General features: G+C 32.9%; 21 protein-coding genes and 2 tRNA genes. 7 read left to right on the top strand and 16 right to left on the bottom strand.

The window, feature by feature from the left end:
• The 5 genes from T1L09_RS05050 to T1L09_RS05030 form a co-directional block, all read left to right on the top strand.
• The coding region (locus T1L09_RS05050; RefSeq protein WP_322549859.1) for a PKD-like domain-containing protein at nt 1-455 on the top strand (455 nt) is incomplete at its 5' end.
• 26 nt (nt 456-481) lie between these two features.
• Nucleotides 482-877, top strand: coding sequence for a T9SS type B sorting domain-containing protein (locus T1L09_RS05045; RefSeq protein WP_322549858.1), 396 nt, complete (start codon nt 482-484; stop codon nt 875-877).
• 85 nt (nt 878-962) lie between these two features.
• Complete coding sequence (locus T1L09_RS05040; protein ID WP_322549857.1) at nt 963-3,821, top strand: AsmA-like C-terminal region-containing protein; 2,859 nt, start codon at nt 963-965, stop codon at nt 3,819-3,821.
• A 76-nt stretch (nt 3,822-3,897) separates the two neighbouring features.
• Nucleotides 3,898-5,655: an aromatic amino acid hydroxylase gene (locus T1L09_RS05035; RefSeq protein WP_322549856.1), complete on the top strand. Its 1,758-nt coding sequence runs from the start codon at nt 3,898-3,900 to the stop codon at nt 5,653-5,655.
• 71 nt (nt 5,656-5,726) lie between these two features.
• Nucleotides 5,727-6,035 (top strand): rhodanese-like domain-containing protein, encoded by a 309-nt coding sequence (locus T1L09_RS05030; RefSeq protein WP_322549855.1) that lies wholly within the window; start codon nt 5,727-5,729, stop codon nt 6,033-6,035.
• 29 nt (nt 6,036-6,064) lie between these two features.
• Here T1L09_RS05030 and T1L09_RS05025 read toward each other — a convergent pair whose 3' ends face one another.
• The 15 genes from T1L09_RS05025 to T1L09_RS04955 form a co-directional block, all read right to left on the bottom strand.
• Nucleotides 6,065-6,730 (bottom strand): DUF4230 domain-containing protein, encoded by a 666-nt coding sequence (locus tag T1L09_RS05025; protein ID WP_322549854.1) that lies wholly within the window; start codon nt 6,728-6,730, stop codon nt 6,065-6,067.
• Between the two features lie 33 nt (nt 6,731-6,763).
• A complete protein-coding gene (locus T1L09_RS05020) occupies nt 6,764-7,909 on the bottom strand; it encodes a GNAT family N-acetyltransferase (RefSeq protein ID WP_322549853.1) in 1,146 nt (381 codons plus the stop codon).
• Between the two features lie 67 nt (nt 7,910-7,976).
• A complete protein-coding gene (locus T1L09_RS05015) occupies nt 7,977-8,429 on the bottom strand; it encodes a KTSC domain-containing protein (protein WP_322549852.1) in 453 nt (150 codons plus the stop codon).
• A gap of 203 nt (nt 8,430-8,632) precedes the next feature.
• Entirely contained in the window at nt 8,633-10,222 is a 1,590-nt protein-coding gene (locus T1L09_RS05010; protein ID WP_322549851.1) for a SusD/RagB family nutrient-binding outer membrane lipoprotein, read from the bottom strand.
• 10 nt (nt 10,223-10,232) lie between these two features.
• Nucleotides 10,233-13,361 carry a SusC/RagA family TonB-linked outer membrane protein gene (locus T1L09_RS05005; protein WP_322549850.1) on the bottom strand — a complete coding sequence of 1,043 codons (3,129 nt, stop codon included), beginning with the start codon at nt 13,359-13,361 and terminating at the stop codon, nt 10,233-10,235.
• 485 nt (nt 13,362-13,846) lie between these two features.
• Entirely contained in the window at nt 13,847-15,610 is a 1,764-nt protein-coding gene (locus T1L09_RS05000) for a T9SS type B sorting domain-containing protein (RefSeq protein ID WP_322549849.1), read from the bottom strand.
• Nucleotides 15,567-16,265: a hypothetical protein gene (locus T1L09_RS04995; protein ID WP_322549848.1), complete on the bottom strand. Its 699-nt coding sequence runs from the start codon at nt 16,263-16,265 to the stop codon at nt 15,567-15,569. The genes T1L09_RS05000 and T1L09_RS04995 overlap by 44 nt, the downstream gene beginning before the upstream one ends.
• A gap of 103 nt (nt 16,266-16,368) precedes the next feature.
• Complete coding sequence (locus T1L09_RS04990; RefSeq protein WP_322549847.1) at nt 16,369-16,971, bottom strand: hypothetical protein; 603 nt, start codon at nt 16,969-16,971, stop codon at nt 16,369-16,371.
• Nucleotides 16,883-17,371, bottom strand: a complete 489-nt coding sequence (locus T1L09_RS04985; RefSeq protein ID WP_322549846.1) for a hypothetical protein — start codon at nt 17,369-17,371, stop codon at nt 16,883-16,885. Before T1L09_RS04985 ends, T1L09_RS04990 begins: the two co-directional genes overlap by 89 nt.
• A complete protein-coding gene (locus tag T1L09_RS04980; RefSeq protein ID WP_322549845.1) occupies nt 17,319-17,618 on the bottom strand; it encodes a hypothetical protein in 300 nt (99 codons plus the stop codon). Before T1L09_RS04980 ends, T1L09_RS04985 begins: the two co-directional genes overlap by 53 nt.
• Nucleotides 17,619-17,735: 117 nt before the next feature.
• Nucleotides 17,736-17,981, bottom strand: a complete 246-nt coding sequence (locus tag T1L09_RS04975) for a hypothetical protein (RefSeq protein ID WP_322549844.1) — start codon at nt 17,979-17,981, stop codon at nt 17,736-17,738.
• A gap of 101 nt (nt 17,982-18,082) precedes the next feature.
• Entirely contained in the window at nt 18,083-19,204 is a 1,122-nt protein-coding gene (locus T1L09_RS04970) for an RHS repeat domain-containing protein (RefSeq protein ID WP_322549843.1), read from the bottom strand.
• A gap of 17 nt (nt 19,205-19,221) precedes the next feature.
• Nucleotides 19,222-20,196, bottom strand: coding sequence for a hypothetical protein (locus tag T1L09_RS04965; RefSeq protein ID WP_322549842.1), 975 nt, complete (start codon nt 20,194-20,196; stop codon nt 19,222-19,224).
• Between the two features lie 68 nt (nt 20,197-20,264).
• Nucleotides 20,265-20,337 (bottom strand) — tRNA-Met (locus T1L09_RS04960).
• 36 nt (nt 20,338-20,373) lie between these two features.
• Nucleotides 20,374-20,446: transfer RNA gene (locus tag T1L09_RS04955), tRNA-Met, on the bottom strand.
• A gap of 115 nt (nt 20,447-20,561) precedes the next feature.
• Between T1L09_RS04955 and era the strand changes: the two genes are divergently transcribed.
• On the top strand, nt 20,562-21,446 hold the full coding sequence (era, locus tag T1L09_RS04950; protein ID WP_322549841.1) for a GTPase Era: 885 nt from the start codon (nt 20,562-20,564) through the stop codon (nt 21,444-21,446).
• Between the two features lie 79 nt (nt 21,447-21,525).
• Here era and T1L09_RS04945 read toward each other — a convergent pair whose 3' ends face one another.
• The gene (locus T1L09_RS04945) at nt 21,526-22,020 is read right to left on the bottom strand and encodes a hypothetical protein (protein WP_322549840.1); all 495 of its coding nucleotides are present in this window, start codon (nt 22,018-22,020) and stop codon (nt 21,526-21,528) included.
• A 244-nt stretch (nt 22,021-22,264) separates the two neighbouring features.
• Here T1L09_RS04945 and der point away from each other — a divergent pair, with 244 nt between their 5' ends.
• On the top strand, nt 22,265-23,575 hold the full coding sequence (gene der, locus T1L09_RS04940) for a ribosome biogenesis GTPase Der (RefSeq protein WP_322549839.1): 1,311 nt from the start codon (nt 22,265-22,267) through the stop codon (nt 23,573-23,575).
• Nucleotides 23,576-23,595 lie beyond the last annotated feature (20 nt).

The following is a 23,595-nucleotide window of genomic DNA, read 5'->3' as shown; positions in this document are numbered from 1 at the left end:
CAGCGGGTTCAGGAATAGCTATTATAGAAATTCTAGAAGCGCCAACAGTCCAAGGAACAGTGGTTTATACGGTTATCCCAGTATTAAACGGATGTTCTGGCGCTCCAATTACGGTGACAGTAACGGTAAATCCATTACCAAAACCAATGTTAGCTGATGGTACATTATGTATTATTGAAGTAACTGGAGAAGTGTATCAAACGTATACTTTAAACACAGGATTATCAGCAGCAGGAAACAGTTTTGATTGGTTTTTAGATGGTGTTTTAATTCCCGCAGCAAACGGACCAACTTTGGTAGCTAATCAGGTAGGATTATATTCTGTAATAGTAACCAATACTACAACAACGTGTAAATCAGAAGAAGTGTTTGCCACGGTTGACTTTGTATATCCGGCGAATTCATTTACAACGGTGGTAACAGATGCGTTTTCAAACAATGCACCATTACGGTAACAGTTCCAGATGGCACAGGCACTTTATTGTATCAATTAGACCAAGGGTCTTTACAAACATCAAACGTCTTTGAAGGTGTAAGCGCGGGTCCACATACAATAACTGTAGTTGATTCAGAAGGTTGTACCTATTTAGTTCAAGATGTTTTAGTGATTGATTATCCAAAATACTTCACACCAAACGGCGATGGCTATAACGACACTTGGAATATTGTTGGATTACAAGACCAAGAAAACGCTGTGGTGTTTATCTATGATCGCTATGGAAAACTAATCAGAAGTATTCGTCCAGCAGACCCAACAGGATGGGATGGAACTTATAATGGTAAGCAGTTGCCATCAACCGATTATTGGTTTACAGTGGATTATTTAGAGAATGGAGCTGCAAAACAATTCAAAGCACATTTTTCACTTATAAGATAATCGAAAAGGAGTTAGCAAATTATCTAACTCCTTTTCCTATAAACTACACTTATTTGTCTAAATAAAATTTCCATCTCTCTCGAAAATGATCTACTCAAAAAAAGCATTGCTTCTTAAAATTTTTAAAATCACCGGAATAACCTTTGCAATTTTAATTGCACTTCTTGTGGTACTTCCAATGTTATTCGCAAATACAATTACTGAAAAGGTAAAAGCTTTAGCCAACGAAAATTTGGAAGGAAAATTAAACTTTTCTGATTCGAAACTATCTTTTTTTAAAGAATTTCCCTCTTTAACTTTAACCTTAAATGAATTTGATTTAAAAGGTTCAAAACCATTTCAAGAAGAAACTTTAATTTCAGCTAAAGAAATTGGTTTTGGAATTAATGTTTGGAGCGTGGTTTTTGGAAATCAAACTAAAATTGACGAAATCTATATCAATAATGCTAAAATAAATGTTCAGGTTACTAAAAATGGTGAAGCGAATTACAATATTTATAAATCTGAAAGCAAAGACACCATAACTTCATCAGAAAGCGCATCTTTGAATCTTGAAAAAATTCAGATTAGCAACAGTCAATTGAATTATAACGATGCATCTGCTAAAATACTTGTTGAAGCTAAAGGATTTAATTACAAAGGAAAAGGCGATTTACTAGCTTCAAATTTCAAGCTAAACACTTCCGCTCAAATTGATGATTTGAGTTTTTCATTTGACCAAAAAGAATACTTGAAAAACAAAAAAGTAAAAGCCGATTTGATTACGAAAATCAACACCAATTCCCTTTCTTTTGTCTTTGAAAAGAATGATTTAGTCATCAATAAATTACCCGTTGAATTTACCGGACTTTTTGATTTCCTGAAAAACGGTTATCAAATGGATTTTACCCTAAAAACCGAAGACAGCAATTTAGAGGATTTATTCACCGCTTTGCCTGCCGAATTCATTACTTGGAAAAATGAAGCCACAATGACTGGAAAAACTTCGGCTTTTCTAACTTTAAAAGGAAAATATATCGCTTCTGAAAATTTGAGTCCGGAAGTGAATTTCAATATTAAAGTACGAAAAGGCTATGTAAAACACACGAAATCTCCTTATCCAATCGAAAATATTTTTTTGAATTTAGATACGAAATTACCAAATTTAGACATCAACCAATTGAAAGTGCAACTAGATTCTTTGTATTTTGATGTAGCTAAAAATAATTTAAGTGCGATTTTAATTTCAGATGGTTTTGGTGATCAAATTAAATTGGATGCAAAAATAAAATCAAAATTAGATTTAACGGTTTTGAATAATGCACTTCAAATTCCGAATTTTAAAATGGCTGGAAATTTAGTTGCCGATATAGTTTCCAAAGGAACTTACAACAAACAAAATAAAGAACTTCCGGTTACTAAAGGAAAATTCGAACTAAAAAACGGCTTAATTCAAACCGAATTTTATCCAAAACCTATTGAAAATATTAATTTAAAGGCAGCATTCAACGCGGCTTCTGGTAGTTTTAAAGAGGCTACTTTTGTACTATCGCCAGCTAGTTTCACTTTCGAGGGTGAACCTTTTGCATTGAATGCTTCTTTCAAGAATTTCGAAGATATCACTTATGCTATCAAAGCAAAAGGGACATTAAATGTTGCACGTATTTATAAAGTTTTTTCGCAAAAAGGTTTAGATGTTGATGGTTTTATCAAGGCCGATGTTGATCTTGCAGGAACACAAAGCGATGCGGCAAACGGAAGAATTGCAAAATTGAAAAACAGTGGCACTTTAGAAGTCCGAAATATAAAAACAACAAGTGCTTATTTAGCCAAACCTTTTTTAATTGAAAACGGATTGTTTACTTTTCACCAAGACCAGATGAATTTCAGTAACTTCAATGGGAAATTTGGCAATTCGGATATTAAAATGAATGGTCGATTGGAAAATGTTACCAATTATGTGCTGTCTGACAACCAAGTGTTGAAAGGAAGTTTTAATTTGACCTCCAATTTCTTACATATTAACGAATTTATTCCATCGGAAACTAAAACGATGGAAGGAAATGAAACAGCTACAATTACTTCCTGTGTAATTGAAATTCCAACCAACTTAAATGTTTCGATTCAAACTAATGCTGCAAAAACGCAATTTGACGATATTATTATTTCAAATTTACAAGGAAATTTAGTCATCCAAAACGGAAGTTTAAAATTATCAAATGGTAGTATTGGCATCATCGGTGCAACTGCAAAAATGGACGCATTTTACAAAAACGAAGGCACACAAAAAGCTTACTTCGATTACAAAATTAATGCATCGGAATTCGACATTAAAAGGGCTTATAATGAAATTAAAATGTTTCGAGGAATTGTAACGGCCGCCGAAAACGCAGAAGGAATTGTAGGTTTAGATTATTCCATAAAAGGCGTTTTAAACCATCAAATGGAACCCATTATGCCGTCTTTGGAAGGAAGTGGAATTCTTTCTGTTAAAAAAGTAAAGATGAAAGGCTTCAAATTATTAAATGTGGTAGCTGCTAAAACCGAAAATTCCGACCTAAAAGATCCAGATATTTCAAAAGTCGCTATTAAAACCACCATAAAAAATAATATTGTAACTATTGAACGCTTTAAATTTAAAGTATCTGGTTTCCGTTTGCGTTTTGAAGGACAAACCAGTTTAGACGGAAAATTAAATTTAAAAATGCGTGTTGGATTGCCTCCATTGGGAATTTTAGGAATTCCTATTAAAATTTCGGGAACTCAGGAAAAACCAGCAATTAAAATTGGTAGCAAGTCCGAAAATTTAGAAGAAACAGAATATGAAGCGGGTGAAGTGCCAATAGACACTCCAACAATTCCTAAAGATAGCATTCCAAAAGTTGAAGCTATACTTCCCACTGATACTTTACCTAGGACTAAAGTTGAAACACATATACCACTTCCCACAGAGGAAAAGGAATAAGTCTATGTAAATAGTTAAAATGTTTTCTGCTTTGTTAAAAAATTGTAATTTTACCACAAACATTACAACAAAAACTATGGAAACGCATTTTGAAAGCAATCCGTTGATTGACAGATTACCAAGGCATTTAAAGCAATTCATCAAACCTCAAGTTTATGAAGATTACACCCCAATAAACCAAGCGGTTTGGCGTTATGTAATGCGTAAAAATGTAAATTATCTTTCAAAAGTTGCACACAGTTCCTATTTAGAAGGTTTAGAAAAAACAGGTTTAGAAATTGACAATGTTCCAAATATGTATGGAATGAACCGTATTTTGAAAGAAATTGGTTGGGCAGCAGTTGCTGTAGATGGTTTCATTCCGCCGAATGCATTTATGGAATTTCAAGCGTATAATGTTTTAGTTATTGCTTGTGATATTCGCCAATTAGAACATATTGAATATACTCCGGCTCCCGATATTATTCACGAAGGTGCGGGCCACGCTCCTATTATTGCCAATCCGGAATATGCTGAATATTTAAGACGTTTTGGTGAAATTGGTTGTAAATCAATTTCTTCGGCACGCGATTATGAATTGTATGAAGCGATTCGTTTGCTTTCGATTTTAAAAGAAGCGGAAGGAACTCCAGATGAAGAAATTAAAAAAGCAGAAGATCAAGTCGATTATTTGCAAAACAATATGGGCGAATTGTCCGAAATGTCTCGCATTCGTAATCTGCATTGGTGGACGGTTGAATATGGTCTGATTGGAACGGTTGAAAATCCGAAAATTTATGGTGCTGGCTTACTTTCTTCAATTGGCGAAAGTGCTTGGTGTATGACGGATAACGTAAAGAAAATTCCTTACGATATTTCGGCAGCAGACCAAGGTTTCGACATTACAAAACCACAACCTCAATTATATGTTACGCCAGATTTTGCTCAATTGAGCTTTGTTTTGGAAGAATTTGCGAACACAATGGCAGTGAGAACAGGTGGCTTATCAGGAATTCAAAAACTGATTTCGTCAAAAGCTTTAGGAACTATTGAATTAAGCACAGGACTAGAAGTTTCAGGTTTATTTACAAACGTAATTGAAGAAAACGGAAAACCTGTTTACATTCAAACCACCGGAAAAACAGCTTTATCGTATAGAGAAAAAGAACTAGTTGGTCACGGAACTGAAAGTCACGCCGACGGATTTGGTTCGCCAATTGGAAAATTAAAAGGAATCAATTTGGCGATTGAAGAAATGAGTCCGAGAGATTTACGTGCGTATGACATTTACGAAGGCGAAGAAGTTACTTTAGAATTTGAAGGCGATATCGTTGTAAAAGGGGAAATTGTAACGGGAACTCGTAATTTAAAAGGTGAAATTTTATTGATTAAATTCAAAAATTGCACCGTAACTCATAATGAAACTATCTTATTCCAACCAGAATGGGGAATTTACGATATGGCTGTTGGTAAGAAAGTAATTTCGGCTTATTCGGGTCCGGCTGATGTGAATAGTTTTGATATGATCAATCACGTTCCTTCATCGAAAACCATCAAACAGAAAAAATCGACTGCTCGTGAAGAGTTAGAAAAACTATACCAAAGTGTTCGCAATATTAGAGAAAATAAAACTTCTTCTACGACCTTAAAAGAAGCTTTTGGAGCTGTTTCAGCGAATCATCCAAATGATTGGTTGCTTTCTGTAGAAATTGCAGAATTGGCTAAAAAAGATAACAATACCGATTTAATCCATAATGTTTTAAATCATTTAGAAAAAGTAAAAAGCAATCGCCCTGAAATTGCACATTTAATTGATGGCGGTTTGGAATTGATTTTCGAAAAGGAAAACGCATAAGCTAAGCGTAACTTTTGTTACTGATAGAAAGAGCAAACACATTTACCTTTGTCTGATAAAATAATACAATTATGGGAATTTTAGATTTTTTAGGATTTGGAACTAAAACTAATGATGTGCAAGAATATGTTCAAAAAGGAGCTATTATTTTAGATGTTAGAACTCCCGCTGAATTTAAAGACGGACATATTAAAGGTTCAAAAAATATTGCTTTACAAACCTTAAACGGACAAGTTGAAACCATTAAAAAATGGAACAAACCCGTTATTGCTTGTTGCAAATCGGGGATGCGAAGTGCTCAAGCCACTTCAATTCTAAAACAAAATGGCATTGACTGTATTAATGGCGGCGGCTGGACAAGCTTAGAAAATAAATTATAGAGAAATCCCGAAGCAATTCGGGTTTTTTTTTAATGCGTTAAGTTGATCTGAAAATCGTTCTCATTTTTTATTACGTTTCCTTTGTAAGATAACGTCCAACCCATAGTGTTTGTCAAAATTAATATTTTTGATAATTCACTTAATAATCTATTTTTGGCATTAGATTTTAAAGATGATTTTTCGATTTTCTTAGCTAAATTTTCTCGAACAATTTTATTGATTTTATTGTAATCTTCTCCTTTAAACTCATTAAAAGTAGAAGATTCAGTATTGTAATATTTCAGATTTGGATTGATTTTTATTTCTTCTTTTGGAATATTTGTAATGGTTACGATTTTATTTTCTGCGTCGATATCGTATGTAACTAAACTTAAATCAAAACTAACCGTTACGTCGGCATTGACAACTACCAAAGCTTTTTTATCGAATGACAACCCAGGAATATAAGTTTCTTTTTTGTCTTTATAAGTGATGATTTCTGCAAAATGTCCTTCAGTGACAACTAACTTCCCAACATTTTTTATTTGGGTTTGAATTAGATTGGTATCATATTCAATTGTCGAAGAATCGCTACTTTTTGTAAAGTAGTTAAAAATCCAAAAGAAAATAAATCCAAGAAAAAGCACTAAAATCCATTTTCTGATTTCTGATAATTTACCAAAAAAGCCGAGATTATATGATTTATTGTTTTCCATTGTAAGTTATTTGTTACGAAGATAATAAGAATTTTATTTAAATGGATGACGCTGTTGCCAATTTAATTCGGGTTCCAATTGCTTGAAGATTTTGCCTATGTATTTATTAATCCATTTATTGTTGTGGTAAATAAATCCCGACATTTTAACAGGAGTTGCTCCAACCGAACTTTTAATTTCCAAAGCAGTTCTTCCGAAAATAATTCGTTGAAATCCATTTTCTATTCCATACGAAGTCATATTGTAAAGCATATTCAGATACAACATATTCTCTTTTTGCACTGTTTCATCATATCCTAAAAAGTAAGTTTCTAAAACGTCATCATTTAATAACAACGTGTGAAAACCCACTAATTTATCCTTCAAAAAGTAACCAAAAATCTGAAAACGATTACCACATTGTCCTTTTAATACTGAAAAATGATTTTCGGCTAAGAAAAACGTATTGAACGGAGCGTTTTTAGCCACGTAATGATACAAATCGTAAATGGTGCTTTCATATTGAATTACCTCTTCATACGAAAGGTTTTTAACCTGAATTCCATTGAATTTCTTGATAGCACGTTTGTATTGATCCCGATATTTTTTAGATAAAGCTTCCACATAATCATCCATTGTTTTCCAATCTGGATTCAAATAGCAAATCATATTAGGTTGCGTATTGAATTCATAAGTTTCATTGAATCGAAACTTTCTTAATTCAACTGCACAATCTTCGTAAAAATCTTTGAAAGAAACTAAGTGAATTGTAATTCCTTTTCTCTTAAAATATGATGTAATTTCTTCGGCACTTTGTAACAGAACTTTACTAATCCATTCAAAATCAATTTCTTTAGAAAAAGCATAACCATTTTGACCCGTAATCATATTATTACCGAGAAATAAAGTATGGGAAGCGAAGTTTTTAAAGATAAAATTTCGAATAAAAGTTTTAAAACATTTATCTCTTTCGCCAAAAGATTCGAGTTTATTCAAATCTAAATATTGGGCTAATGAAACTCCGATTAAATCGTTTTCTTCAAAAATTCCAATATAAAAACACTCCATATTTACAGGAGCCGAATGTTCTAAAACAGACAAATACGGCGTTTGAAGAAATACATTACTTTGAGCAACGGTGTCCCAAAGTGAAGGTAAATCTTCGACAGAATTGTATATTTTAAAAGTAATTTTATCCAAAGGTTATAGAAATAAAAAAATCGCTCCACAAAAGTAGAACGATTCTTATATAATTAAATGTTAATTCTTATTCAGCAGCTACTAATTTAGAAGCACTTCTGTATAAAAATTCATTATAAATATGTCTTCTTGCGAAACGGCTTGGCGATTCTGCATTTACCATTTTAATGTAAGTAACTTTAGGAACACTGAAGTATTCATAGTTGCTTCCGTCTAAAAAAGTAATGTACAACACCCCATTATCCATATGGAAATCTTGGATATTTACAGTTGTAGTTGTTTTAGTGTAAACTTCTTTGTTTTTTTCTTGTGTTTCTGGAGCAACACTAACTAAGAAATGGTAAGCTTCAATGATCAACTTACTTCTTTCTTCTGCCGCTAAACGCTCATCAGGATCAGCAATAGTATCAGGATGGTCTTCCTTCATACTATTTCTGTAAATAGTTTTTAATTCTTTCAGCGTAGCTGTTTTTGTAACTTCAAGTAACTTTCTGTACTCGGCAATTTTCTTTGGATTCATATGTTTTTTTTGTAAAAAAACCCTCTCAGTTTGGAAAGGGATTAATAAGCTATAGCATTTAAAAACACCAACTTGGCGCAAAGGTAAAAAAAAATATTGAATAATTAATTTTTTAATTTAAAATACTCCTTTTGTGTTTTTGATAAAAAAAACCGCTTCAAAATTGAAGCGGTTTTATAATTCCTAAAATATAGAACTAAAGCTTAGTTAATATCCCAGATTAATTTTGTTTCTAAATTATCTGCACCGCCCATATTAGCGACAGCTGCATTATAATTAACTCCATTTAATTGTGCTGAGTTTGTAGGGAATTTAATACGCGTAGGTAAATCCGTTAAACCGTTTAATGCATTAAATGTATACACTAAAGCACCTCCTGGTAATGGATTGTTAGTTGCATAAGTTCCGTTTGGTTTCAACAGCGTGTCAGGAAAACCTGTTCTTCTGTATTCTGCCCAAGCTTCGTATGGCTGCATGAATAAAGCAATGTATTTTTGATTCATTACATTCGCTTGGTTAGCTGCTGGCAACGTTCCTATAAATGCTGTAATATCTGCAGGATCAACTCCCCATCTTTCCATTGAAGCTTGAACTCCATTTTGGAAATGTGTGTTATCCCATGCATTGTTTTCTGATAATAAGAATTCTACTTCTGCATATTCCATTAGAATTTCAGTATAGTCTTTCTTCAAAACGTTTGAACTCCACAAAGAAGTGTTTACTTTTTGTGATGCTGCTTGAGCAGATGTTATCCCATAAGGCATTCCTCTGTATTTTGTAAGATCAGCAGTTTCAACATAATTATTATCTCTAACATCTAATTTGCTTGCAGTGATTGGTGCTGCGTATTTTTGCAAACGAGGATCTAAACCAAAAACTCCTAAATCTCCTTTTAATAAGTCAACAAAAGTATTTGCGATTGCAAAATCATTACGATTGTTTATGAAAAAAGAAACATAAAAAGGGCTCGGGAATACATCTGTATTTTCGAATTGCAGTCCTACTGTGTCGCTATTAGAATCCATCACTCCTGAAGCAATTGCATCAGTAATATGTCCATTAGCTGCAGGAATAACTGCTTTAACTCTATTTGCAATACGCAAACGCAAAGAGTTAGCAAATTTTTTCATTTTTTCTGCACTTCCAAAAACATAGTCTCCGTTTGTAAAAACTACATCACCTAAAACAATCATTTCTGAAGCTTCTTTAAGCTCTTTCATTAAATCAGTATAGATTTTTTCTTGTGAAGCATATTTAGGTTTTAAAATACCTCTATCTAAAGCTAAAGCTTGAAAATCAGTATCTGAATTCCCGTAAGAATAATAAGGAATATCTCCAAAAGCATCAGTTAATTGACAAAATGTATAAGCTAACATGATTCTAGCTGCTGCAATTTGATTGTCCGTGTTTCCGTAAGCAGCATTCTTAACTGCTGTAATTGGATTGGTATTTAAATCAATAATAGTTTTATAATCTTGCGCTACTAAATAATGATCTGTAAAAAATGAATTTCCGGTTTCTAATCTGTATTGAAAACGGTCTTCTTCCGTATAGTTTTTTTGAGCTGAATATTGCATCCAAGGCAAAGCTATTCTTCCTGAAGAAAAATCGCCTCTACTTGCATTCATTAATGCTTTGTTTGCATTATTAAATAAACCAAATGTAGTGATATCACTCATACTTGGGCTATTCGGATTTATATTTGTCTCTTCTAAACTATCTGTACAACTTACTGTTAACAACATAAGCCCAAAGCTTAGTATTGTTGCTAGTGGTATAAATATCTTTCTCATGTTTTAATTTTTAAAATTTTAATTCTAAATTCATCCCGTATGTTCTTGTAGAAGGTAAAGATCCTCCTTCAAGCCCTTGTGTGTTTCCACTTCCATAAGAAGCCATTTCTGGATCCATTCCTTTCCAATCTAAGCCCCAAGTAAATAAGTTTCTTGCATAGGCAGATAATTTAATCCCTGAAAATACACCCGTATATTTAGAAGGAAAATTATATGAAAGCGTTACTTCTCTCAATTTAAAATAATCCGAATCAAATACATTTAATTTATCTACGCCTCCATAGTGTCCTTTTGCCCAGTCTTGTCCAGCTACAACTTGGTTGTTTGGAGTTCCGTCAGCAAATACACCGTCAAGAAGTATTCCGTTTTCACGAATACCATTGGCTGCAGATTCTTCTAACATACCTGAATACATTCCCCACATGTGTGTAGTAGAGAAATAATTACCACCTTTTTGGATGTCAATTAAAGCAGATAAACTGATGTTTTTATAACGGAATGAATTTCTAATCCCCATGTTATAATCTGGAGTAATAGTTCCTAAAGATTTTTTTTGTGCTGTAGCAACATACATTCCATCTGCATCTACTATTTTGTTGCCATTAGCATCATAAGTAAAGTCAGTACCATATATTTGACCATAAGGCTGACCAACAACAGCAATTAATGTAGCTCTAAACGGAGCATTAGCAAGAGTTAACGATTGAACATCCTCATACAATTCTAACAATTCGTTTTTATTTTTTGCAAAATTCCAAGTAATATCCCAGTTAAAATCTTCTGTTCTAACAGGATTAACGTTTAATGTAACTTCAATACCTTTATTTTCTAATTGTCCTGCATTTGCAAAAAACGAAGAAAATCCGGTTGAAGCTTCTCCTTGAACTGGTGTAATTAAATCATCCGTTACTGATCTATAAAGTGTAACATCAAAACCAACACGTCTGTCAAACATACTCATTTCTAAACCTACTTCAGTAGTCGTTTTTAATTCAGGAACTAAATTAGCGTTTTTAGATGAATTTGGATTACTATAACTTGGATCTCCATAAAAAGGTGCACCAACATCGGCATTATTAATAAGGTTGAAAGGTACTGTTGCATTTCCTGCTTGAGCCCAACCTCCTCTAATTTTTCCGAAATTTAACCAAGATGCATCAACTAATTGAGAGAAAACTAAACTCCCTGTAACAGAAGAATAACCTACTGGTTTCGAAACTGTACTAAACCAATCTCTTCTGTGTGTTCCTTCAATAAATACTAAACCATCATATCCTAAAGATGCAAAACCATACACACTATTTGTTAATGTTTTTTCTTCGTAGTTCGAAGCTCTTGCAGTACTTGCACTATTTGATAAGTTGTATTGGTTAGGTAAAACTAAACCTCCTACAGTTGTTCCCGATACAGAACCATATTTATAACTTCTTTTATTAGCTCCAACAAAAGTGTTTAAACTAATTTTATCGAATTTTTTATCAAAATGAAGACGTCCTTCGTAGTTGAAATCTGTCAACGTTCTTGTAATGGTTGAATAAGAAGATTCAGCTTGAGAACCTATTGCTACTCTTTCGTTTATATTGAATGAATACGTATCACCGTAAGCATTTCCTACCACATAAAGCTCTGGAGTAATATTATAAGTTAAACTCAAATTCCCATAAAAACGATTTCTTAAATCATTAGAAAGGTTTTCATTAATAATCCAATATGGATTGTCAGAATAAGCAGGTGTTCCATCATCCCAAGCAACTCTATTCCAAGATCTTTGTTTTCCGTTAGCTAATTTATATTGTTTTAAGTCATTAAAATCTAACTGTCTTTGACCCCATTGGTAAAATTTCTGAGCTAAACTATTGTCTCCATATCCTATATCAGGTCTGTTAAAACCTTTAGTTTGCACATAAGTCATCATACCATCAACTTTCAATTTATCGCTTAACTTAGCATTTGCGTTTATACTGATTGTATTTTTTTGCAAGTTTGAGTTAGGAATAACACCCTCTGTTTTTTGATTTGAATATGAAAAACGAATACCTGCATCGCTAGACGATTTTAAAACTGAAATAGAATTATTTTTAGTAACTCCTGTTCTAAAGAAAGATTCCACATCGTTTGAAGAAGCAACCCAAGGTTTTTCAACTAAATAATCACTTGCAAATTCTGGATCAAAAGCATTCCAAGGTAAATATTTTAAGTTGTTATCAAATCTAGGTCCCCAACTTTCGTCCACATCATATTCAGCAAGATTATATATTTGCCCTCCAATATTTTGCGTTGGAAAACTTGAAGAAGAACCTCCACCATATAGTCTCTGAAGACTTGGCATAATGTTAACTGATTCTAAAGTAACTCCTGAATTAAAAGTGAATTCAGTTCTACTTCCTCCTTTTTTACCCGATTTTGTAGTATAAAGAATTGCACCGTTTCCAGCTCTACTTCCATACAAAGCTGCAGCAGGACCTCCTTTAAGTACAGTAACCGACTCAATGTCATCAGGATTAATATCCGCAGATGCATCTCCATAATCTCTACCACCAGCACCACGTTGTACTGAAGTACTGTTGTAGTTTCCATTATCTAAAGGAATACCATCTACAACAATAAGCGGTCTATTATCTCCTGTTACAGAACCAACCCCACGAATAACAATTCGTGTAGACCCTCCCATAGAAGAAGGAGCTGTTACCTGAAGTCCAGAAACATTTCCAGATAAAGAAGACAACGCATTGGTTGCACCACCTTCTGATAATGTAGAACCTTTAACCTCTTGAGAAGAATAGCCAATAGCTTTCTTTTCACGCTTAACTCCTAATGCAGTAACAACAACTGCAGCTAGCTCAGTAATATCTTCTTTCATAGTAATATTTACAGCACCAGATGTAGCAACAACCTCTTGCGACACCATACCTACATAAGTTACAACAAGTACCGAACCTGCTCTAGCATTAAGTGTAAATTTACCGTCAAAATCTGTTAATGCACCATTTTTGGTACCCTTTTCAATAATTGAAGCCCCTGGCAAAGGCGCTCCAAACTGGTCGGAAACTGTCCCAGTTACAGCTTTCCCTTGAGCAATAATAAATTGACTCAAAAGCACTAACACTACAGTTAGGACTTTGTTAATTTTTAATCTCATAGTTATAAATTTGAATTAGTAAAAACAAAAGTCATAATTATTTCTAATATAACCTAATTCTTGTTAAAGTTTTTGAAGTGTTTGGTCACATTAAATTCACAAAATTCACCTTACAATTACATTAAAAAAACCTGTAAACTTATCATATTATCAAAATTAAACAATGAATCAATTAAAAAATGAATTTAAATTGATTAAAAAAGCAAAAAATAACACAATCAAAAACTAAATGTTAAAAATAACAAAACAAATATATTGGAAAGAAAAACCTTACGCTTTAGTTTATTTAAGACACCGATAGAAAATATTTAAGGAAGCGAAACTTAAATTGCAGCTAAGGTAATTCTTAACATAACAACAAGAAAACAGAATATTTCTTCAACTTTAACTGTAAGCTAAGTAAGTACATCCGGTTTGACAAGAAACAACCAAAATAAAAAGCACTAACCGATTTAATAATCTCATTAATTTATATTTATCAATAATTATCTCTTCAAACTAAAATGCCCTTTAATTATTCGTCCATCTTCTAATTGCACAGAATACCAATAATCAGATGATGGCATTTGATTTCCATTAAAAGTTCCATCCCAACCTTGGCTTAATGGACTAATCTGTTTTACTAATTTACCATAACGGTCAAAAATATAAATCATGGTCTCGGTATTTAAATGGCTGTTTATTCCCTGAATATTCCAATAATCATTGTAACTGTCACCATTTGGAGTAAAGTAGTTAGGTATTCCTAATACACTAATTTCTTTAGTTGTAAGTCCACAACCGTTTTTATCTCTTACATAAATTGTATAGATTCCTGAAGCTATGTTTTGAAAAACATTTGAGGCTTGATAGTTGAGATTGTCTAAACTATATTCATAATCTCCCAATCCTGTTACTAAAACTGTAACAGAATTTTCATCTGACAAATCAACTACTTGAACATTCTCTATTGTAGCAATATTTGATGCTGTAACTGTAAGCATTCTGGTTCGTTTACAACCATTGGAATTCATTACTTCAACTGTGTAGATTCCTTCCGAATTTACAGTTAATGTATAATTGGTTTCACCGCTAATCGGATTATTATTTAAAAACCATTGATAGGTATAATTTGAAACAGTAGTTTCATCTAATAATCCTGCATTGATTTCTTTTGTAAACAATGGATTGTTACTGCAAACTAATCCATCTCCATACAATTCAATTTCAGGAACTAGCTGAACCACTAAAGGAATTGTCAAATACGCTTTACAAGCTGTATTTAATGGATTTATAACTTCTACTCGGATATTTTGCGAAGCACTTAAAAACGGATTGGGTAATGGACTTGGAAGTGAAATACCATTTCCATCGTAATAGTTTACAGTCATTCCTGTTTGAGTTCCTAGAATGATGTTTTGAAAACTGCTCGTATTAAAAGGATATATACCATCTTGATTTACTGGATTGGGTTCATCATCACAAACTGTGGTTAAACTTGTTGGAATTGCAAAAGCTTCGGGTAAATCATCTACTTTTAAAGTAATGGTTGATTCATAAAAACAAGCTGATGCCGTATTATTGGTTGCTCTAACTCTAATTGTTTGTGATTGTGTATTGAACGGATTTGGTAAAGGACTTGGTAATGGATTATTATTTGAATCCCAATAACTCAAGGTAACATTTGTTAGACTATTTAATACCTCGGATTGTAGATTGGTCGTGCCGAATGCAAAAAATCCATCGTGATTATCATCACACTGTGTATAAGCTTGTGGTTGGATAACTGGAATTCTTTCTACATGTAATGTAATGTGATGTCCTAAACCAATACATTCATTGTTCAATTGACTATCCACACGGATATAAATGTTTTGTGTATTTGGATAACCAAAATTGGTATAATTTGAAATATCGGTAATGGTATTTTGTTCTGCTAATGCATCTGTGATGTTTCTGTAATAAGTGATGTCTAACAATTGTCCGCTTGGATATTGTGAAGCAATTTGTGCATTGGCACTACTGAAATTAAAAGTAGTAATCCCATCTGTGATTGAACCCGAAGCTGCATCATCGCAAACATAAAAATGTTCTTGAATTGAATTCGATATTTGAGTTGTTGAAACGACTAAATTTAAAGTAACTACTCTAAAACAACTATTAGCATTTTGAACTCTAACAAATACTTGATCATTACTTACTATTTGATTAGGATAAGTTGCTAAATTAGAAATAGGTTGAGTATTTTGAGTCGCTAGAGTGTGTTTCATGAAATGAAAAAGTGTACGATGTATTTGTACTGATTAACTGTAATGCTTCGTTCAAATTAAAATTACTAAAACCGTCATTGTTATCATCGCATTGTTTTAATGAAATAGTATTTGTTATCGATGGCAAGCTAAAAACCTCAATTTGAAATGAAGTTGTATCGACACAACTTGGGTTTTGTGTGTTGAATACTTTTACATAAATAGTTTCAAATGCATTAGTGTTTACATAATTACTTGGTGTAGTTATTAAACTTGTCAATGCACTATCGTTGTAATATTCAACTGTAAAACTCGGAGTTGTTTGCCCATTAAGAATTGTATTTTGTCGTTCGGTTAAATCAAAAACAATACTACCATCTGTATCTGAACCAAAACTTGTGTTATCGCATTTTTGTATGGCAGCTACATTTGTATTGGGTTTTGGACTTTCAAAAACTTGAATATTGAAATTGGTTATGGCACTGCAACTAGTATTTTCAATATTATAAACTTCTGCAATAATGTTTTGTGATTGATAAGGAAGTAGTGTATTTTGGTAACTTATTGGGTTTGCAATTTTTACTTTATTGGTATAATCTGTTGCAGTAGCATAATAATTTACACCATATTGAGCTGTTGATTGCCCGTTCCATTGGTGTGTTGAAAAAAAATACAAATTTATCTTAACAAGAAAATCAAGCAGATTGCTTATTTTCTTGTTGTTTTTTATACATTCTACTTTATAAGCAAAAATTGTTGATCTGTATCATAACTATTCGTTATCTTTCAGGTGGAGGAAAATTTGGCAAAACACTCTTTCTGTTTTTATATAAAAATATTTGTAATTCATTTTCACTTATAACTTTTACCTTTTCTTCTTCGCTTAAGAATTTAAAATTTTTCTTAAATGATGCTTGACAAAAATTTTCTATGTATACAATATACTCAGATGCTATTGTTTCTAATAAAGCTTTTATTTTGTTCTCATCTTTCACATAATAACAGACCTCAATTTTTATTATTCTTTTTTCATTTCTATTAAAAATTGCTTTTATTGAATCTTTGAATAATGTCTTCTTTATTTCTAAATCAATTAAATTAGAATTAAACTCCGTAGATAAAAAAATTTCTCGTTGAGCTTCTATAGTTGAATCAAAATCTGAATAACAAAATTTAATACCATCTATAAAAATAAATTTATCAAATTTCGATTCACAGTTAGCTTGATTTTTTAAATATACTAGTATTTCCTTTCTATTAGGTTCTTGACAGTGAAAAAATAAAAGTAAAAAACTAAAAATTAAAAGTGCGTTTATAAATTTTAAGCCAAGCTTTACCATTCGGTGTATTTTTCCATCCAATCTCATTACTAAGTCTATCATAATTAGCTTTTGCATAATTTAATTTATCTATTTTAAATTTAGTTCTCTCTAATTTACTCAAACTTGAATGATTTATTTGAGAAATAATTACTCCTGCTGCTGTTACTCTATAACTACAAAATTCATTATTACCATAACCATGACTTACAACCCAATATTCATTAGCCGCTTCATTTTTAATTGCTGTTAGTTTTTCACAAACAGGTGTTTTTAGTAAAACATTTTTTTGAGACGTAACATCCCCTAATCCACCATTAAGAGTAATATCAACAACTGAATAATTTAAACCATTTGAATAACCTTCAAAATCAGTTGTGAAGATATAATATATATTCGTATTAACTGGATTAGGCACTATAATTGCAGATTGTGTAGAAGAAGGATGCCCCACCAGTGCCATTTGGCATTACTTGATGAAGCTTATCATAAACAGCAATACCATCTGTGTAAAATAATAATTGACCTAAACTATTTGAAATAGTTGCACAACCTTCATTTGTGGTTAATTGCCCATTTGTTATAGCAACTGGGCTACCACTATTAAAATCTAACCCCGCATTACCTCCAAAATACCAAATATTAGCCTCGCCTTGTGAAAAAAAAAGGTTGAAGCAAAATAAAAAGGATATGATGAGTGTTTTTTTCATATTTTATGAACCTAATTTAAAACTATGCGAAAAGATTTACTTTGGTGAGTTTCATTTTTCTTTTATTAATATTTTATTGATTACCACACAATAAAAAATGGCAGCAAAGTAATCTAATTAATTAGCAAAGTAATATTCATATTCTTTATTATTGATATACACTTTATCACTATTCTTCTCTTTTTTTATTTTATCCCCAATATTAATTTTATTATAAACTGACTCATTAATGTTGTAATTTGAACCGCCTACATTTATATAGAGTGCGTTTCTAGCACCATAAGTTGTGTCTATAAACTTACTAACAACAATGCCTTCAGGAATAATTTCTTTTAGTATATTTTCATATGCTAACCCTTCCATATCATTACGTCTTTTATCATCGTAGTAAAAATATCTAAATAAAATAAATAAAAAAGCAATAAAAAAAACAATATAATGTTTGTACTTAAAAACAAATCTCTTTACCATGTTATTAGATTAAAAGTATTTCTATAGCCATGAATAGCTTCTACTTTAGCAGAGAACTTTAACTTTGGTTTAAGTTTTACTTCAGTAGCACCAAAATAACCACCAGAATAAATAAATTTAGATTTTGCTGAACTTGGGGAAAATGTATTTTGATATTCAATTCCATTTTTAACAGTAAATCCCTCTGAATAAAGACCTAAAGGACCTAGATTTACATTATGAACAACAGAACCTCCTTCATTATCTGTTATTCTAAAATTATTATATTCGTTCTTATTACCAGGTCCCTTGTTTATATTACCGCCTCCAAATGACACACCAGCGCCAAGTCCCTGATTAACATCAAATGAAAAAGAAATTGCATTTTTACCATATGAATCTTGAACATAAGGAAAGCTTATACCAAATCCAGCTACAACAGTAGCACCTGCTCCAATTTCAAGATAATTTGCTTGATACCTTGCTGAAGATAAAACAATTTCATCCAAATGCATAACATTTCCGCCACTTTTAGACCAAGACTGTTTTGTTAAACCATCACCCCAAGCAGTAATATTATTATATGAATCATGTTCTGTAAAGAAAAAACCTAAATGTTTATAACCATCAATTTTATCTCTCCCTTCAAACCATGAAACTTTTCCTGTTATTAAGTCCTTATAAAAATCTTCGCCTTGACCACCGTCAGGATCTATAATACTTATTGGGTTGTTATTCATCCCCCAATATGGAGAAAAACCAGCGTGTTTAGGATCCACGGTTAACCATCGTCCAAGTCTTCCATCCCATAGACGTAACTCAAAGGCTTCCATGCCTGTTTCATTATCTTTTTCTTGTCCTTGGTAAGCGTATCGGTAGTTACTTGCAGAGCTTCTTCCTTGCAATTGTTCTCCAAATGGATAATAATCAGCGTAAGACAATGTTGTAACGATATTGCTACCTACAGCTCTTTGTGCAACTGCTCTAACATTCCCTAGATGGTCGGTTAGTTGGTAAGTTTTAGAATCAGTGGTTGCTCCTATTCCTTTCATATAAACCCCTAATCTTGAAGCTCCATAAATAGGAAGTTCTTTCTGCGCTATAGTACCCATAACTGCTCTGTAGTAAATTGCCATTGTGCTACCGCTTGCGTCTAAGACATGATAAGTTGTGTTAGTAATTCCTCCTTAAGTACTTTCTTTTCTTGTACGATGCCCCAGTTGTAGAAAAATTTAACAACATTGGCTGTAGCAGATGCAAAAGTAAGACTACCTTGTCTAATTTCAATAACTAAACCTTGTGTATTGTACACATAATGGGTAGTTTCTTGTTTGTTAAGGGTTAGTTGTCCTAAGACATTATAGACGTAATATGTTGCCACTTGTCCTGAGTCAATATAATTTGGATGGTTTGGGGCTGCTGGTACTGCATCAGAAACAAAGTTTAATCTATTAGTTCGTGTACAAGTGTAATTGTAGGTTAAATTATCTACTCTTGTTCCTATATTGTTCGTGCGGTGTAATTTTGTTAAAGGATCAAACACATCAATACTAGAAACAGCATGAGGTTGATTGCCTCCTGTATAACTGTAGTAATTATTCATACTATTTGGCGTATCAACAAAACTTGCACTACCAGATGGTGCCATTTGATGCGATTGAGATTTTGATAGAATGTTGTGAAGCGAGTTATACTCCATATCAAGTACAAAGACATGATCTTCGCTATCGCCTAACCAAGTTCCCTCAGAGTGTCTCAGGCGATTGAAATCATCATATTCAAAAGTTTTGGTTTCTATCCCACCCAATTGGTTGATAGCAATAGCAGAAGCAGTATTAGAAATTTGAGTGATATTACTGTTTAAGTCATACTTATAATTGTTTGACATAAACAAAGTACCATTTGGAGTACTTACTTGCATTTGCTGTAATACTTGTTTTGGCTCATAGAAATAATTACTTATTGTTCCGTTACCATACTCAACTTGTCTTCTTTTTTCAAAAACATCATAACAAATTGTTATGTCGATACCTCCCGTATAGATTTTCGTGTCTGAGTAGTTGCGTTTTGGTTTCACAATGAAATCGTTTACGTTTACTTGGCGTAGGATATGGAGAATTGTAGACATAAAAAAAAGGTTTTGAATATATTCAAAACCTTTTGTTAACAAGCCCTTCAGGACTTTTTTCTACTTAGTAGCGGGAACAGGACTCGAACCTGTGACCTTCGGGTTATGAGCCCGACGAGCTGCCTACTGCTCTATCCCGCGATGTGCGTTTTGTACTCTCAATAAAAGGCTACTTAGTAGCGGGAACAGGACTCGAACCTGTGACCTTCGGGTTATGAGCCCGACGAGCTGCCTACTGCTCTATCCCGCGATTTGTGAGTGCAAAGGTACAATCATTATTTAAAATAGCAAGACTTTTTTTAAAATAATTTTTATTTCTTTGTTTTGCGTGATAATATGTACCTTTGCAAAATAAAATTATCAAAATGGAGCACAGAGCTGGATATGTAAATATTATTGGAAATCCGAATGTAGGAAAGTCAACTCTTATGAATGCGTTTGTAGGCGAGCGACTTTCTATTATTACTTCTAAAGCACAAACGACAAGACATCGTATTTTAGGAATTGTTAATGGTGAAGATTTTCAAGTTTTGTTTTCAGACACACCTGGAATTATAAAACCCGCCTACGAATTGCAAAGTTCAATGATGGATTTTGTCAAATCGGCGTTTGAAGATGCTGATATTTTGGTTTATATGGTGGAAATAGGTGAACAAGAATTAAAGGACGAAGCGTTTTTTAATAAAATCATCCATTCTAAAATTCCGGTATTATTGATTTTGAACAAGATTGATAAATCTAACCAAGAACAATTAGAAGAGCAGATGACTTTGTGGAAAGAAAAAGTGCCTAATGCAGAAGTTTTTCCAGTTTCGGCTTTAGAGAACTTTAATGTACAAGCAGTTTTTGATCGCATCTTGGAATTATTACCAACATCACCTCCCTTCTATCCAAAAGATGCTTTAACAGACAAACCGGAACGTTTTTTCGTAAACGAAACGATCAGAGAGAAAATCTTATTAAATTACGATAAAGAAATTCCATACGCTGTAGAAATTGAAACGGAAGAGTTTTTAGAAGATGAAAACATTATCCGAATTCGTGCTGTAATTATGGTAGAACGCGATACGCAAAAAGGAATTATCATTGGTCACAAAGGAAACGCCTTGAAACGTGTGGGAATTCAGGCCAGAGAAGATTTAGAGAGATTCTTCGGCAAGCAAATTCACTTAGTTACTTATGTAAAAGTAAATAAAGATTGGAGAAGCAGTGCTTACCAATTGAAACGCTTTGGTTATAACCAGAAATAAATAAAAAATCTGAAACAAATTCAGATTGACAAAATAGCATTTATTAAACCTGACAGCCTTCAAAATCTGTTAGGTTTTTTTATTTCAAAACGCGATTCATCAATTCTTCTAAATTATGCATTTGCGGTTGGCATTTTTTTCTGTTGATGCGTGCTTGTGCGTACAATGCAAACCAAAAAACCACCATTGCTCCCATAATGGCAAAATCCAATTTCATCGTTTCTTTTAGAGTCCAATGCACGTAAGCCATCATCATAAAAACCAAGAAAACTCCTGCGATAATAAAGTGTAGAAACATAAAAAAGGTCCACACGGTTTGATCGGGACCAAAAAGTCCTCTTACGTTGGTTGATCCATCTTCGTTTTCAGTTAATTCGATATGTAAATGAGGCGAATAGTATTTTCGTTTTGCTAAAGTGATGAAAAAGAAAATGTGATGGTCCGAAACCTTAACACGATAATCTTCCTTTACTTCTGCCTTGATTCGATCCGCATTATTTAAAATAGTTGCTATAGATTTAGGCACTTCTTTTTGAAATTTGGGACGTAATACAATGCTATTTTCGATTTCCATTTACTGTGATTTAAAAAGCGAATATATACATTTTTACTAAATATGAAACTATTGCTACTTCCCTAGCCCTGATGGGAATGAAAACCCCGCAGGTTTTAGGACTATTTTTTCTTTTTATGGAAGTAGCGACCCAAGAAGCTGCTGGAATAAATTTAGAAAAAAAGACCTAAAATTGTGGAGTTGTAATGGATAGCAGGAAAAAGCTCCAAAAAAAATTGTACTTTTGCAAATTCAAAATAAGATTATGAACAATATTGTTGCCATTGTAGGAAGGCCGAATGTAGGAAAATCCACATTTTTTAACCGTTTAGTACAGCGTAGAGAAGCTATTGTAGACTCTGTTAGTGGTGTTACTCGTGATAGAAATTATGGGAAAAGTGAGTGGAATGGGAAGGAATTTTCAGTAATTGACACGGGAGGTTATATAAAAGGTTCGGATGATATATTTGAAGGCGAAATTCGTCGTCAAGTGGAATTAGCGATAGATGAAGCAGATGCTATTATCTTTGTAGTAGATGTGGAAGAAGGTGTAACGCCGATGGATGACGAAGTGGCGAAATTGCTTAGAAAAGTAAAAAAACCTGTTTTATTAGTTATCAACAAGGTAGATAATGCCATGCGTGAAAAAGACGCTGTTGAATTTTATAATTTAGGTTTAGGTGAATATTATACCATTTCTGGAATGAGCGGAAGTGGAACGGGTGAACTTTTAGACAAATTAGTCGAAGTTTTACCTGATATGCCAGAAACAACTGAAGAAACAAATCCGTTACCTCGTTTTTGTGTTGTAGGAAGACCAAACGCAGGAAAATCTTCTTTCATTAATGCCTTAATTGGTGAAGATCGTTTTGTGGTTACAGATATTCCTGGAACTACGCGAGATGCAATTGACACAACTTATAACCGTTTTGGATTTGAGTTCAACTTAGTAGATACTGCCGGAATTAGACGTAAAGCGAAAGTAAAAGAAGATTTAGAATTTTACTCGGTAATGCGTTCGGTTAGAGCAATTGAGCACAGTGATGTTTGTTTGTTAGTTATTGATGCTACAAGAGGATTTGAAGGTCAAGACCAAAGTATTTTTTGGTTGGCTGAGAAAAACAGAAAAGGTGTTGTTATCTTAGTAAATAAGTGGGATTTGGTTGAAAAAGACACGATGACTACAAGAGATTACGAGCGTAAGATTAGAGAACAATTGCAACCTTTTACGGATGTGCCAATTCTTTTCATCTCTGTTTTAACGAAACAACGTTTGTTGAAAGCTTTAGAAACGGCTGTGGAAATTTTCGAAAATAGAAAACAACGTATCTCTACTTCAAAATTTAATGATGTGATGTTGCCAATTATTGAAGCAACGCCGCCACCAGCATTGAAAGGTAAATATGTGAAAATTAAATATTGTATGCAGTTGCCAACACCAACGCCTCAGTTTGTGTTTTTTGCTAACTTGCCACAATATGTAAAAGATCCTTATAAACGTTTTATAGAAAATAAATTGAGAGAGCAGTATAACTTTAATGGTGTGCCAATCGACATTTATTTCAGACAGAAATAAACAAAAAAATCCGAAGTTAG

Origin of the sequence: Flavobacterium psychraquaticum (assembly GCF_034497725.1) — a bacterium.
Classification (GTDB): domain Bacteria; phylum Bacteroidota; class Bacteroidia; order Flavobacteriales; family Flavobacteriaceae; genus Flavobacterium; species Flavobacterium psychraquaticum.
The sequence above is the reverse complement of the archived record's forward strand: the minus strand, read 5'-3'. Positions and strand labels throughout refer to the sequence as shown.